The 15,334-nt window shown below is 52.2% G+C and carries 11 protein-coding genes; 4 read left to right on the top strand and 7 right to left on the bottom strand.

What is annotated here, in order from left to right:
- Positions 1 to 2 precede the first annotated feature (2 nt).
- The 3 genes from AAF564_12535 to AAF564_12525 all read right to left on the bottom strand — a co-directional run bounded on the left by AAF564_12535 (position 3) and on the right by AAF564_12525 (position 3,967).
- Positions 3 to 539, bottom strand: coding sequence for a TRAP transporter small permease (locus AAF564_12535; GenBank protein MEM8486370.1), 537 nt, complete (start codon positions 537 to 539; stop codon positions 3 to 5).
- Between the two features lie 63 nt (positions 540 to 602).
- Positions 603 to 1,601 carry a TRAP transporter substrate-binding protein gene (locus AAF564_12530; GenBank protein MEM8486369.1) on the bottom strand — a complete coding sequence of 333 codons (999 nt, stop codon included), beginning with the start codon at positions 1,599 to 1,601 and terminating at the stop codon, positions 603 to 605.
- Between the two features lie 107 nt (positions 1,602 to 1,708).
- Positions 1,709 to 3,967, bottom strand: a complete 2,259-nt coding sequence (locus AAF564_12525) for a PQQ-dependent sugar dehydrogenase (protein ID MEM8486368.1) — start codon at positions 3,965 to 3,967, stop codon at positions 1,709 to 1,711.
- 179 nt (positions 3,968 to 4,146) lie between these two features.
- Between AAF564_12525 and AAF564_12520 the strand changes: the two genes are divergently transcribed.
- From AAF564_12520 to AAF564_12505, 4 genes are all read left to right on the top strand, one after another.
- A complete protein-coding gene (locus tag AAF564_12520) occupies positions 4,147 to 5,124 on the top strand; it encodes a tetratricopeptide repeat protein (GenBank protein ID MEM8486367.1) in 978 nt (325 codons plus the stop codon).
- A 237-nt stretch (positions 5,125 to 5,361) separates the two neighbouring features.
- Entirely contained in the window at positions 5,362 to 7,737 is a 2,376-nt protein-coding gene (locus AAF564_12515) for a two-component regulator propeller domain-containing protein (GenBank protein ID MEM8486366.1), read from the top strand.
- A gap of 98 nt (positions 7,738 to 7,835) precedes the next feature.
- Entirely contained in the window at positions 7,836 to 8,219 is a 384-nt protein-coding gene (locus AAF564_12510) for a BlaI/MecI/CopY family transcriptional regulator (protein ID MEM8486365.1), read from the top strand.
- On the top strand, positions 8,216 to 10,207 hold the full coding sequence (locus tag AAF564_12505; protein ID MEM8486364.1) for a M23/M56 family metallopeptidase: 1,992 nt from the start codon (positions 8,216 to 8,218) through the stop codon (positions 10,205 to 10,207). The genes AAF564_12510 and AAF564_12505 overlap by 4 nt, the downstream gene beginning before the upstream one ends.
- A gap of 238 nt (positions 10,208 to 10,445) precedes the next feature.
- Here AAF564_12505 and fabG read toward each other — a convergent pair whose 3' ends face one another.
- The 4 genes from fabG to AAF564_12485 all read right to left on the bottom strand — a co-directional run.
- Positions 10,446 to 11,174, bottom strand: coding sequence for a 3-oxoacyl-ACP reductase FabG (gene fabG, locus AAF564_12500; protein ID MEM8486363.1), 729 nt, complete (start codon positions 11,172 to 11,174; stop codon positions 10,446 to 10,448).
- Positions 11,175 to 11,192: 18 nt separating this feature from the next.
- Positions 11,193 to 13,169 (bottom strand): acetoacetate--CoA ligase, encoded by a 1,977-nt coding sequence (locus AAF564_12495; protein ID MEM8486362.1) that lies wholly within the window; start codon positions 13,167 to 13,169, stop codon positions 11,193 to 11,195.
- Positions 13,166 to 14,068, bottom strand: coding sequence for a flavin reductase family protein (locus AAF564_12490; protein MEM8486361.1), 903 nt, complete (start codon positions 14,066 to 14,068; stop codon positions 13,166 to 13,168). Before AAF564_12490 ends, AAF564_12495 begins: the two co-directional genes overlap by 4 nt.
- 156 nt (positions 14,069 to 14,224) lie before the next feature.
- The coding region (locus AAF564_12485; GenBank protein ID MEM8486360.1) for a homogentisate 1,2-dioxygenase at positions 14,225 to 15,334 on the bottom strand (1,110 nt) is incomplete at its 5' end.

Here is a 15,334-nt window from a genome sequence, read left to right as displayed (position 1 = left end):
GATCAGTCTACATTGAAGGTTGGGGTGGCTGCCGGCGCATCATCATCAAAAAGGGCCGGTTTGCCAGACATTGCGCGTACCTCGTCTATCATGAACAGGAGCGCATAAAAAGCAATTAACAGCCCGCTAATGGGCAAGATGAGGTAAATGTAACCCAGCGGCATTTGCAACGCCGCAGCGGTTTGGCCGAGGTACAACGTAATTGCGACAAGCCGGGCGCCGCCAAAAACCATAACCGTCAACGCAAACAATATGGTGCCGGCGAGGATAAATATGGCAAGGTAGCTTCGGCGCCGGCCTTTCACTTTGCCAGGCAGTATATCGACGGCAAGGTGCATTTTTTTGCCAGCGGCATAACTGGCACCCAGCAATCCAACCCAAATCAAAAGAAAGCGGGCCAGTTCTTCGGTAAACGAACTCGGACTGTTGAGCACATAGCGCGAAAACACCTGCCAGAGCACATCGACTACCAGCAGTGCCATCAGTGTTACCAGAATCGCAGACAAGGCTTTGTCGACGACAGATTTTAATTTGACCATAATGCGTTACGGCATGGGGGTGAATATCGGTGGGACACCTGCGCGAGGCAGATCAATGCGGCCTTATTCAGTGGCGCGGATCCGCTGAATAATGTCGTAAACAGCCGGCTCACTTTTGAACGACTCGTAGATGGGCGCCACGCTTTCAGCAAAGGGTGTTTTATCCGGACGTATAATCTCAATTCCGTTTTCTTCCAATGCAACCAATGCGGCATCACTGGCTTCCTGCCAGAGCACTTTCTGGTACTGTGCAGACTCATCTGCTGCTTCTTGCAGCCAGGTCTGCTCTTGCGGCGTGAGCGCTTCCCAGACAATGGTGCTAATCAGCAGCACATCGGGGATGGTGGTATGTTCATCCAGCGTATAGTACTTGCACACTTCATACTGGCGCGAGGTATAGAGCGATGGCGGGTTGTTTTCAGCACCGTCTACCACCCCTTGCTGCAACGCCGTGTAGAGCTCACCCCATGAAATGGGTGTAGCGGCTCCCCCCATGGTGTTGACCATGTCTACCTGGGTCTTGCTTTCCAGCGTCCTGATTTTCAATCCCGCAAGATCTGCCGGCGAATGAATAGGTTTTTCTTTGGTATAGAAGCTGCGGCTGCCGGCGTCGTAATAGGCGAGTCCACGCAGCCAATACGCCTGGCTTGCAAGTAGCAACTCTTTTCCGATTTCCCCTTCCAGCACCCTGAAATGATGATCTCGGTCGCGAAACAGGTAGGGCACACTGAACGCTTTGAAGCTCGGGGCAAAACTCTCAAGCACAGCGGCTGTAACTTTGGTCATCCCAAGGCTGCCAAGCTGGAGTAATTCCAGCAGTTCGCGCTCCGACCCAAGCTGCTGGCTCGGGTAAATATCAACCCGCATTTTGCCACCAGACTTCTCAACGACTTTCTCAGCCATAAACTCCATACCCTGGTGGACGGGATGAACCGGATCCAAACCGTGGCCGAGTTTCACTACTGTAACGTCGCTCTGGGGGTTGCAGCCTGCCCATGCAGATGCCAATAAAGTGCAGACAAAAACAGCCAGCAAGTACCTGCCGGCGATCAGGTATCTCATAGTCAGATCTTTTCTGGTGGTGATCTTCTGTGGGTGCTGATCAGTTTAGGGTGCCCGCCTTTGGGATGCAACTGTTTCCCAATCCACTATCAGCTGTTTTAAGTGCCTCAATTTGAGGTATTTGCAGCTTCTAACACCAGATGATCAAGCTCAACAACTACCCCGCCTTCTTCTGATGACACAACAAGTTTAATCACTTGCCCATCAGGGCCAGTGGCCGGCGTCACAGGCACAACAATCTCACGCCATCCCTGGTAAGCAGACCGCTGCAAGCGTTCAATCACATGCCCTTTACCTTCCGCCTGCAACCGATCCAGCACGCCTGCCTGTGGCAACTCATCAAGCCTTTGCCCCCTACGCAAATCCACAGTAGTTGTGTCAATGCCCGTTACCACATGTAGCACTGCCGGCCCCATTGTTTTATATCGAACCCGCACCTGATCAAATGCTGAAGCAGCAAAAGGGCCATACCATACCTCGCTCCCGTTCCGCAGCCGCATAACAGTAAGCGCGGTCTCGTGGAATTCAGCAGCAGCCGGCTGCACACCATAGGTTCGCCGGCTGGCATTAATCGCATGGTATGTATGTGCTGCTTCTTTCTCACGCGGATGTAGTTTATACTCATTGCACTTACCACTGCGATCAGGTGCGTCGTAACAGACCTGGACCACGGCAAACCGATCAACATAGTGCAGGTCTGGCACGTGTGTATATGCACTTGAAACACGAAACGTACCGCTGTTGCCCAATTGCTCATCCACAAGAAAACGATTGGTATCATATCCGGCATAAACTTTTACACGTACGGCCTCATCGGTCAATGTCCCGCGGCCTTCATCTTCTATGCGATAATGGATAGGTGTATCGTAGGCAAAGAAGCTACCTGGTGCCGGCGCGGCCAGTGAGATATCATACTGAAGCCCCTGATCAATTTCCTCCATTTCGGGTCGAGGATAATCGGTCCCTTTGTACACCACACGCACGACCTGCGCATCTGCATTGCTGCCCCAGAATCCGTTGCCCCACTCAATCACATACAACGCCCCATCGGGCCCCACCTCCATGTCCATGGGCCGCGCAAATGTCATCTCCGGCAGAAAAGGCTCAATACCCTGCAGATCGCCCATCTCATCGAAAGAAACAACCTGCACCCAGTTGCGCATCCAGTCGTAAATGAAGTGTTTGCCAATGTAATAATCGGGCAATGCCGTTGGGGTGTGGGTATGGGCGCGTCGATACACGGGGCCAGACATCGGATTTACACCACCTGTGCCCATTTCAGGGAATTCCTCAGACTCCCCAAAGGTGTACCAAATCATAGCGGGTAATGCCGGCGGTAAGTTTGCTACACCCGTATTGTTGGGAGAATCGTTGACCAGAGCCAAGGGATCAAACGGTGCGCCGACTTCACCTGTCTCATAATCAAAATCGCGGTATGGCTGGTTGTCTCCAGTGATATAAGGCCACCCAAAATTACCGGGACCGCGTGCCTGGTTAAACTCGTCCCACCCCCAATCCCCTCTTTCGTTTGGTGGATCGCCATTGCCGACATCAGCAAAGTATAGCCACCCTGTTTCAGTATCGACAGCAATGCGGAAGGGGTTGCGCAACCCCATTGCGTAAATTTCAGGTCGATGATCCGCATCCCCGGCAAAGAGGTTGCCTTCAGGGATGGTGTAGGTGCCATCCAAAGCCGGCTTAATACGCAAAATTTTTCCGCGTAAGTCATTGGTATTACTGGACGTAAGCTGCGCATCTGCAATGGCATGCCCCGGCCGCTCATCGATGGGGCCGCCGGCTGTATCGATATGGTCGGTGTTATCACCAACGGCGAGGTATAGGGTGCCGGCCGGTCCAAAAGCAAGGGAGCCGGCAGCGTGACAGCAAGCCTCACGCTGCATGGGCACGTGTAGCAAGATTTTCTCGGAATCAGGATCAACGCGGTCATCGACTACAGTGAACCGTGAAAGTCGCGAGTCGCCCCCATCAGCTGGTCCATAGAATACATACATCCAGCCATTTTCCAGAAAATCCGGATCGAGTGCCAAACCCAGCAAGCCATCTTCAACAATCATGTATACCGGAATGTAGCCAATTCGCGCTTGCTTACGCGTAACGGGGTCCCATTGCAATATGGCGCCTCCCCGCTCAATCACGTATACGGTGCCGTCTGCTGCAATTGCCAATTCCATGGGGTCGGTCAGCGAAGTCATCAACACCTGTTTTTGAAAGAACGGCGTATGGGTAGCGAGGCTATCTGGCACATCGTAAACAGGCAGTATATGGTTGCCAGGCCGGCATCCCGACAATAAAGCCAATGCAAAGAACAGGCAGGCAAAAAATATCGAAGAAGCAGAAGATGTCATCAGGGTGTAGCGTTAAGCCATTACAAACGGGCACACCTTGCCCGCTAACACAGATGCCATCATACAAAAAGCCGGCAGCATCTGACAATTTTTCTCTCACTAAAATCGTTAAGAATAACTGTAACCTGCGCGCAGTCTTATACGTTAGGACTTGCAATCTATCACTTTATGCTAAAATCATGCGTCTTCCCCACTTCGTTGCTTTTTTACTGTTGATTGTTGCCCCATCATACACGGCCGCCCAATCTGCCAACTCTTTACAAAAGGGCATCGATGCGTACGAATCCGCACAATATGACAGGGCAGAAACGATTCTTGCCGCTGTGCAAAAAAATGACCCCCAAAATGCAGATGCCGCGTATTACCTCGGCAGAACCTTGATGAACCAGGACCGCCCTGACAAGGCGATAGAACATTTCGAAAAAGCCACTTCGCTGGACAATACCAAAGCGGAATACGAATACTGGCTCTCGAACGCCGTCTTTATCCAGATTAACGAGGTGGGAGCGCTGAAGAAAATGCGGTACGCAAAAAAGGGTAAAGCTGCGATCGACCGCTGCCTCGAACTGGACCAGGACTTTGCAGAATGCCACCTTGCCAACTCCAATTATTACTACCAGGCCCCACGGATTGCCGGCGGTGATAAAGACAAGGCCTGGCACCATGCAAAACGATACCATGAACTCAAACCCATCGAAGGCACCTCGCACCTGGTAGAACGGCACATTCGCGAAGAGCAGCCAGAAAAAGCAGAGGCGCTCATCGCATCACTGCTTGCGACCTATCCGGATAACATTGAAGCGCTCAAACGCGCCGGCTGGTATTACCGGTGGCAGAAAAAATACGACGCCGCTTTTGATGTCTTCGAGAAATCTGTAACCATCGACAAAGAAGCTGCCTCTATGTCATTCTACGACATCGCTAAAACAGCCATTGCCGCTGAAAGCCGGCTAGATCGCGGCATTGAAGCCCTGGAGATCTACATGACCCTGCCTATGCGCCCCTACCAGCCCAGCCACGCTTCTGCTTTATGGCGTATGGGCATGCTGCATGAACTCAAAGGCAGCGCTGCCGAGGCAAAATCTGCGTACCAAAAAGCCCTGTCACTCGATCCTGAACACGAGCAGGCAAAAAAAGCATTAAAAGCACTGGGATAGCCCGGGGTTGATTGCGACCCTTCGCTTAATTATTTGCTCATTTGAAAACGGGATCAACACCCAATGAATCGGGTTTGAACTGGCACAAGATGTGTTACGTTATGACGTGATGGGTCGCTTTGCTTATCTTGCTGTGCGTATCGCACAGGCATACATCAACATCCCGCACTTATATATGAAAGGTTGATACGGCTTCACACAAACGGTCTAACAAGTACTTCGTAACCTCTCGATCTGATGATCAACAGACGCCGTACCTTTTCCCCTATGTCAGTATTTCGCTGGCAGACCTTCTTGATACTCTTCCTCATTGCCTCACCAGTACAGGCACAAGAGGACTGGACTTCCCATACCTCCCTTCGACAGGTTGTCGACCTTACAGCTTCTGAAGATGCCATCTGGACAGCTACGTCTGGCGGTGTTTTTCGCTATGGTGTGGCCACTGGAGAAATCAGCCGATTCACAACTACGGAAGGCCTCTTTGGGCTCAACATCCGGGCAATTGAATACGATGCGGTCAACCAGTCGGTTTGGGTCGGCTACCAGGATGGCATTCTCGACCGGATAGATGTGGAAACAGGTACCGTACGTCCCTTCCTGGATATTCAGCGCGCATCACAGTTTCCCATGCGGGATATTCGACGCATGCGCATCACTGGCGACACGCTGGTTGTGGCAACGGGATTTGGTATTGTGTTGTTTGATGTAACTGCCGGCGAAGTTCTGGAAACGTATTTGGGGTTTGGTACAGGGCAATCTGCTACTGCCGTTAACGATTTCACCATCACAACCATACCGGATGGCATAAACCGGCTTTGGGTTGCTACAGATGAAGCGGTAGCCTCAGCACCACTCAGCCTGCCTAACCTGCAAGATCCTTCGGTTTGGACGCCAGAAACCCTCGGCGCCGGCACCCCCGGCATTCAAAGCATTGCCGGCTTTGGCAATACGCTTTATGCAGGCACAGAAAGCGGCGTTTATGCCCGTAATGCAGCCGACGACTATTCGCGCATGGCTGTCACCACCGGACAAGTAGACGTCTTATTTCCGCTCGCTGACCAATTGCTTGGCCTGGAGACCGATCGCCTGCTTTCTATTGCATCACCTGATGCAGCCCGCACCATTGGTAGCGCAGGGTTGCGCACCTTACGCAACATTACATTGGGCCCCGACGGTAACCTGTGGGCCGGCGATAATACAGAAGGGCTCATCGCTATTGCTCCAATCGCCACAACCACTTCCAGCATCGCCTTTGCCCGCGAGCCCTTTTTCCCAAGTGGTCCGTTTGACGGACAGTTTACCGGCCTCACGTTCGACAGTGCAAACAACCTGTGGCTTGGTGGCATACCAGGTTCAGACCGCGGGTTTTACAAATTTGATACGGAGAACAACTGGACAACGTATTCCAAACGCTTCTTCCCTGCACTCGTCGGTAAACCAACCTCTTTCCTTACCGTCCATACCGATAGCCAGGGCAATGCCTGGGTAGGTTCTGTTGGCGGAGGTCTGGTACAGGTTGACGATGAAGAAGCCCTCACCTTTTATAGTGCCGCAAATTCTACGCTCGACGAGGCCGTTGCTGCACCTGGCACCGGTTTCACCATTGTACGCGGCATCTCAAGTGAGCCAGATGGCACCCTCTGGGTGGCCAACACTGGTGCAGCACGCCCATTGCATGCCCGCCTGCTCGATGGATCGTGGACATCTTTTGCCTCAGCTGCCGGGCCGGCAATTACTTATGAGCGCATTTTTGTAGACAGCTTCCGCCAGAAGTGGATTGTGACTGTAAGCCTGAATAACCTCCAACGCCGCGAAGGCCTGGTTGTATTGAACACGGGCAGTTCACTCGAAGATACATCGGATGATGCGTTTAGGTATTTCTCTGATAGCGGTAGCAATGGGCAAGGGCTCCCAGGCACTATCATCAATGGCATCGCAGAGGACAAATCTGGCCGCGTTTGGTTGGCAACAGATGAAGGGCTCGCCTACTTTGTCAACACCGGCATCGTTGCGCAAGACCCCAACGCCATAGCCATCTGGCCATTGCGCGCAGAACGACAGGCCGGTGAAAGCCAATTCTTGTTCTTCGGGCTAAAAATTAATGACGTTGCTGTTGACCCGGCCAACAACCTGTGGGTAGCAACCGATGCCGGCGTCTGGCTTGTTGAAGAGGCTGAACTCGGCTTCCGCGATATCGCCAACTTCACGGCTGAAAACAGTCCCCTGCTCTCCAATGTGGTGCTGTCGGTTGCTGTCAATGATGTGACAGGAGAAGTATTTTTCTCAACAGATCTTGGCCTGATCAGCCTGCAAGGCGACGCCACCGCAGCTGTGGAAAACCAGCAAGACCTGTTTGTCTACCCCAATCCCGTAAAAATCGAAGGCGGACGCGACCCCGAGATCTTTATTGAAGGCTTGCTCGACGAAACCGATGTGAGCATCCTGACCGCCGCCGGCACGCTTGTCACAAGCATCGAAGCCCGTGGCGGCCGCATCCGTTGGAACGGCCGCGATCGTAACGATCAACCTGTCCCCTCTGGCATGTACATCGTCGTTGCCGTAGACCAAAATGGCGAAGGCGCGTCGTACGGAAAAGTGGCCATTATACGCTAAAAACATCTATTTCATCTTTTCCCAAACCTGCACGCTTGTATAGTACGAAGATTTTCGTATATTAATTACGAAAGCCTTCGTAACTAGCAGACAATGCCGTGTCAAACGCAGCACTCCCCAAACCCACGGGCGCCGAACTCACCATTTTAAATGTACTTTGGGCGCGCGGCCCATCTACGGTAAAAGAAGTACACGCTTCCCTTCCCGAGCCGAAAACAGGTTATACAACCGTATTGAAGTTACTCCAGATCATGCTGGAGAAGGGGTTGGTAAGCCGCGACAGCACAGCCCGCGCGCATGTCTACACATCAGCATACCAGGCCGAAGCGGTGCAGGACCAGCTGGTGTCGAACTTGCTCAGCGATGCTTTTCAGGGCTCCGCTAAAAACCTCATCCTGCGCGCGCTTGCAGTAAAGCCCAGCTCAGCTGAAGAACTGGCCGAAATCCGCAAACTGATAGACAAGCTGGAGAACGAATCGTGAGCTATCTGACTGAATTCCTGTCGCATCCAGCGCTCCTGCATCTTGGCACCTGGCTGCTACATTTCACCTGGCAAGCCGGCCTGGTCGGGCTGCTGCTGTGGCTCGCTCAGCCGGTCCTCCACAAGCGCAGTGCGCGCGTCCGTTACACAACCTGCTGGTTTGCCCTCATATTGATGCTGGCTTTACCGACCCTTACACTCGTGTATCCATCAGCACTGACAACAGCCCCCATTGAGCCGGTAGCGTTGCCAGTAGCAGAGACATCAGCTGGAGCACATCCGTCCGCCTTGCCCATACTGCCAGAAGCAGCACGCCATGCGGATAATGCTTTTCGTATGCCAGCCCTACTTACGAGCCTGTATCAACTGCGCCCCTATTTCGTCATTTTGTGGCTTTTAGGGGTTTGTGTGTACGCCGGAACGTTCCAGCGCGGACTTGCACGTACCCATCTCCTGAAACATACGGGCACCCCTTGCCGGGAAGATACCATTGCTCGCATGATGCGGCGCATTGCAGACCAAATGGGGATCCTCCAGCGTGTGGTTGTTCGGATCACAGATCACATTGACCAGCCCGTCCTTATTGGCTGGATCAAACCTGTCATTCTACTACCGGCCGGCATGCTTACGGGGCTTGCACCACAGCAAGTTGAGGCCATCCTCACCCACGAACTTGCACACATCAAACGGCACGACTATGCCCTCTCCGTGCTCCAATCTGTTTTTGAGACCTTGTTCTTTTTTCACCCGGCTGTCTGGTGGGTATCACACCGGATCACCATCGAACGAGAATTCTGCTGCGACGACCTCGCCGTCGAAACTATGGGCAGCAAAGCAACCTATTTACGAGCACTTGTCACCCTGGAAACGCTGCGTACAACTGGACTCGCTGCCTCTCCTGCCCTATCCATGCACGACGGCTCGCTGCTATCACGTGTCAGGCGCCTCACAACAAGTGCCGTATCTGACCCTTCCCCAATCACCAGATCTCGAATCACCCTTATGTTTATGCTCATGTTTTTGTTGATTGCCTCCTTCGTAGGCAACACCTCATCTGCTGACCACACAACCCCAGCGCTGTTACCATCAACACCAGCATTAATCGACGCTGTTGTATCGAATGATTCTATTCCATCACTGCACCCACTTAAATCAAAGGTAAAGGTCACATCCGGCTTTGGTATGCGGTACCACCCCGTCCTCAAAATTCGCCGTATGCATGCTGGGGTTGATTTTCTGGCACGCATGGGCTCAGATGTCTATGCCACTGCTGCCGGGACCATCAAAGAAGTTGCAGAAAATAACGGGAGAGGCAAATTCATCGTCATCGAGCACGCCAATGGCTATTTGACAAGCTACTCTAACCTGTCTTTGCAAAGCGTAAAAGCCGGCGAATCCATCAAAAAAGGGCAAAAAATTGGCGAGTCAGGTAACAGTGGACTTTCAACAGGCCCACATCTCCACTATGAAGTCAGGATTGACAATAAGCCCGTGGACCCAGTTGACTATTTGCCATCAGCGCTGCTGGGACAATTTGAAGAAAATGACGTGCCTTCAATACACCCGCTTGGCGACAACAAAATCAAGGCCACTGCAACGTATGGTTACAAGTACCACCCTGTGTTAGAGATAAAGCGCCTGCATGCCGGTCTTGATTTTCAGGTAGCATCCGGATCGCCAGTTTATGCAACCGCTGATGGCGTTGTTTATGTTGAAAACAGAAATGGCAGCTACGGCGAGTATATAAAGTTACAGCACATAGATGGGTTTACAACGCTGTATGCCCACCTTTCTGAGATTATCGTCGAAGCCGGCGAGCAACTCAAAAAGGGTGACCTGCTTGGCTATTCGGGAAATACCGGCCTGTCTTCGGCTCCCCACCTTCACTATGAAATTCGCCTAAAAGGTGAAGCACTGGATCCACTCTATTTTCTACCGGAGGAGACTATCGCTTTGAGCCTGCATGATGCTCCGCAGTCATTCGATTAGTTGGCTTTAAGTCCGGGAAATTGCGCGTTGCGCTTACACACCCCCAGCCCCAGACATACCATGTCTGACTCGCCCCTCTCAAGCGGGTACTTTTACTAAAGCGCGTTGCCATGTAATTCATAGCCACTAAACCCACAGCAATCGACTACCCAATTCCCTCACCCCAAAAACCTTCAACCTGTAACCTGCAACTTTCAACAGCAAACAAATAAATCCTAAAAGATTTATATGTTTGCACCTAGTACGCCAGCCCCCCATCCACATGCAGCACCACCCCATTCACAAAGCTTGCCTCTTCTGACGCCAGAAAGAGAAACGCATTTGCAATGTCTTCCGGCTTGCCGGCACGCTGCACGGGGGTGCTTTTGATCATCCCCTGAATCACCTCATCAGGAATCGTCTTGATCATATCCGTCTCAATAAACCCGGGCGCAACCGCGTTGACCGTAATCCCTTTTCGCCCAAGCTCACGCATCCAGGTTTTTGTCATGCCGATGACACCGGCTTTAGCGGCTGCGTAGTTCGTCTGCCCAAAGTTGCCGTACACACCAACAATCGACGCGGTGTTCATGATTCTACCGTACCCTGCCTCAACCATAAAAGGCGCGACCACTTTGGTGCAGTTGAACACACCTTTCAAGTTCACGCTGATGACCGCATCAAAGTCAGCTTCGGTCATTTTTTTGAGCGATTTATCGCGTGTGATGCCGGCATTGTTGACGAGGATATCAATTTTACCAAACTGCGCCATCACCTCAGCTGCAAGCCGTTCGACATCGGTCATGTCAGACACATCCGTTTTCACAAACACGGCCTGACCATCGAGCGCATCGATGGCAGCAGTATCTGCCCGCAAGTCTGCAATAACTACAGCAGCACCTTCAGCTATAAATCGCTGCGCCGTTGCATAACCGATGCCGCCGGCACCTCCTGTAATAATGGCCACGCGGCCTTCAAGTTTTCCCATTGTTGGTATTGTTAAGACTTACAAATGCTTTTCCCGAAACGCACTCGAAAGGGCCACAAAAGCTTCGATGGCTTCAGGATTACGCACTGCGTCCTTGTTCATGTTGGTGGATACATCCATGCCCAATAAAATCTTTTTCACTGGCACTTCCATTTTTTTGCCACTCAGCGTGTAAGGGATGCCGGCTACCTGCGCGATAAAGTCGGGCACATGGCGGGGAGAACAAGCTTTACGGATGCTGCCATTGATGGTGGCAACCAGTTCATCAGTCAGCATAGCCCCTTCTTGCAAAGTAACAAACAACGGCATCACGTCGTCTCCTCCCCCCTTTTCGAGGTTCAGCACCATACCATCAGCAACTTCCTGAATGCCATCGAGCACGGCATAAATCTCAGCCGTACCGATCCTGATGCCTTTCCGATTCAGGGTCGCATCCGACCTGCCCTGAATGATCAGAGATCCTGAATTGAAAATCTTGATCCAGTCGCCGTGCCGCCATTTGCCAGGGTAATTGGCAAAATAGCTTTGTTGGTATCGTTCACCGCCCGCATCATTCCAGAAATAAATGGGCATCGACGGCATAGGCTGCTCGACAATCATTTCACCCAGTTGGTCTGTTAGCCGCTCGCCGCTTTCGTCGTACGCATACATTGCGCAACCGAGACAGCGACACTGAATGGCGCCACGGTATACCGGCTCAGATGGACAGCCACCTACAAACGCGGTGCAAATGTCGGTGCCACCACTCATGGAGCATAACCATACATCGTTCTTAACCGACGCATAGACCCAATCAAAAGCTTCGGCTGGCAATGGCGCACCGGTTGAACCTATCGAGCGCAAAGCACTTAGATCAAACGTTTCACCAGGCTTCAACCCCTGCTTCATGCACGCGGTCAGATAAGGCGCGCTGGTCCCAAAATGATGAATCGGTAGTTCTTCGCTCAACGACCACAGTGCATTCAGATCTGGCCGGCCCGGGCTTCCATCAAACAGCACCGGGGTAGCGCCTGCCAGCATGCTTGCCTGAAGAAAATTCCACATCATCCAGCCCGTTGTGGTAAACCAGAAAAAATTCTCTCCAGGATGCACATCGTTGTGGAAGGCCAGGTATTTCAGGTGCTCCAGTAGTACGCCGCCGTGCGAATGGGTAATGGCTTTGGGCCGGCCTGTTGTACCCGATGAATACAGCACCCAGATCGGATGTTCAAAAGGCACCGAAGTAAATTCCAGGGTACCCTCTTCTTCCGTTTCAGCAAGGGCATCTATCCAGGACACAGCCCCGGAGAACGTTGCCTTTTCATCGAGGTACGGAATCAAAACCACAGTATTGATCGAATCAATGGCCTCCACAATCTGCTGTATTTCGGGCAGTTTACTGAAGGGTTTTCCATTGTATCGATAGCCATCAGCAGCGATGAAAAACACCGGCTCAATTTGGGCAAATCGATCTATCACGGTGTTCACCCCAAAATCTGGAGAACAACACGACCATACAGCACCAATTGAATTAGCTGCCAGGAAGGCGACGATGGCTTCTGGAATATTAGGAAGATAAGCTGCGACACGGTCACCTTGTTTTACGCCGGCAGCCCGCAAGTATTGCTGCATCTGGTAGACCTTGCGCTCCAGCGTCGCCCAACCGATGCGTACGACAGGCTGATCCTCTGCTTTGAATATCAGCGCCGGTCGATCAGGATGTTTTTGGCGAAAAATGTGGGCCGCATAGTTGAGAGTTGCACCTTCAAACCACTTCACATCAGGCATCTCCTCCCCAGAAAGTACCTTTGTATATGGTGTATCCGACATGACGTCAAAATACGCCCACATAGTTTCCCAGAACGCCGCTACATTGTCAACAGACCATGCCCAAAGGGCTGTATAGTTCTCAAACTTCAGCCCCCGATGCACTTCCAACCACTGCTCATAGTTTCGCAGGTTAGATTGTTCAACAAAAGCATCGGACGGCACCCAGCTAACGGTTTGATCGCTCATTCCATCTCCCCCGCCATCAATGTGGCCAGCGCTTGCTTTGTCTCGCCTTGTTCGAGATAACGTTGCGCAAGCTGATGCAGTTGTTCGAGACCTGATTGGGGGTCTTTTGCCTGCAGTTCCAGTATTTCGGCCACAGCCGGCATGTCGCGCGCGGCCTGTAGCTCATCAGCAGTAGGCAGGTGTTCGAGATTCCCAAGCCGGCCGAGGTTATTCCCCGTCAGCACCGCGCTCTGCTGCACAGACGCCGGAAGCTCGTCTACGCCAATACCGCGTGTTCTCAGCGGTTTCGGGATTTCAAACAAGGCCGCCCCGTTAGCGCGGCAATACCAGCTGCCCCCCATCCGCCCTACCAAATCTAATCTCGTCGTATCGAGCTTTCCATCTGCGTCGAGGTACGCATCATCCAAATGCAGCATCACAACCCGGCAGATGATCAGGTTACCGGCCCCACCCTGGTCGCCGAGCTGCACGACATCATCCACAACACACTCAAACGAGACCGGTGACTCGGCCACGCGGGGGGGTTTCACTCGGACAGATGGCACTTCAGTCAGGCCTGCTTTCGCGAACTCGTTGACGCCATCCGGATAGTCCGTGCTGGTCAATGACATCTGCTCGACAATCGGATGATTGACGATATTGATGACCACCTCGGGCACTTCGAGCAAATTTTCGTAGGTGTGTTTCGTGGTGTTGTTGGTTGCCCGTCGCGCAGGTGAAAAAATCATCACCGGCGGGTTCGCACTAAACACGTTGAAAAAGCTAAAAGGGCTCAGGTTCACGTTGCCGGCTTTGTCCACCGTACTGGCAAACGCTATCGGCCGCGGCGCTACCGCCCCGAGCAGATAGCCATGCAATTCCCGTACAGGCAGCGACTGCGGATCAATCGATTTCACCATGCTTTTTTGGTTGAAGGTTCCAGGTTTAAGGTTGAAGGTTTTGGGCCTTAAGGATTACGCTAGCGCTTGTGTACATGCCGCCGGTTTGAAGCCAGTAAAACCAACTTTCAACCTTAAACTTGCAACCTTCAACCCCAAAAACCCAAAGGTTTTTGACTAGTCGTGCGGCAACCATGATTTGTAATATTTACCATCATCAATACCCATAGCGGCTTCAGTTACCATCAGCGGCTTAAAGGTATCAATCATGACAGCGAGCTCTTCCGTCTCCGTTTTGCCAATACTGCGCTCATAAGCACCAGGATGTGGCCCATGGGGAATGCCGCCTGGATGCAACGTAATGTGTCCTTTTTCGATGTTATTCCGGCTCATAAAATCGCCATCTACATAGTACAGCATTTCATCTGAATCGATATTGCTGTGGTTGTAGGGCGCAGGTATGGCCTGGGGATGATAGTCGTAGAGGCGCGGGCAAAACGAGCACACAACAAACGCCCGGGTTTCAAAGGTCTGGTGGACGGGAGGTGGCTGGTGGACGCGGCCGGTGATGGGTTCAAAGTTGTGAATGGAGAATCCGTAGGGGAAATTGTAGCCATCCCAGCCCACAACATCGAATGGGTGATACGAATAAACCAGCGTATGCAGGTGGCCCTGCTTTTTGATTTTCATCACAAAGTCGCCGGCTTCATCGTGCGTTTCCAGTTCCTGCGGCAAGATATAATCGCGCTCGCAAAACGGGGAATGCTCGAGCAATTGTCCAAACCAGTTCCGGTAGCGCTTGGGGGTATAAATCGGATGAAAGGATTCAGAGAACAGGATCCGATTGGCTTCTCCATCAAAGTCCATCTGGTAAATCATCCCGCGCGGAATCACGAGATAATCACCCGGCACAAACGGAATGTTGCCCATAAGGGATTTCAAGGTTCCAGTGCCTTCGTGGATGAAAAGCAGCTCGTCAGCATCGGCGTTTTTGTAGAAATAGTCCGTCATGGACTTGCGCGGTGCTGCCATTCCGATGTGGATATCGTTGTTTACCAGCAGGGGTACGCGGCTTTCGAGGAAGTCATCAGCCGGCGCAATCTGAAAGCCTTTTAACAGGCGCGCCGTGATGTTTTTCTCTACAGCAATTTTCGGCGCCAGATCAACTGAGCCGGCAATTTCTTTTACCTGCGTTGGTCGGTGGATGTGGTACATCAATGACGACATACCATCGAAGCCAATGGTGCCAAATAGCTGCTCGTTGTATAGCGAACCATCCGGTTGTCG

The organism is Bacteroidota bacterium, assembly GCA_039111535.1.
Classification (GTDB): domain Bacteria; phylum Bacteroidota; class Rhodothermia; order Rhodothermales; family JAHQVL01; genus JBCCIM01.
Note: the sequence above shows the minus strand (reverse complement) of the source record. Positions and strands in the feature narration are given on the sequence as shown.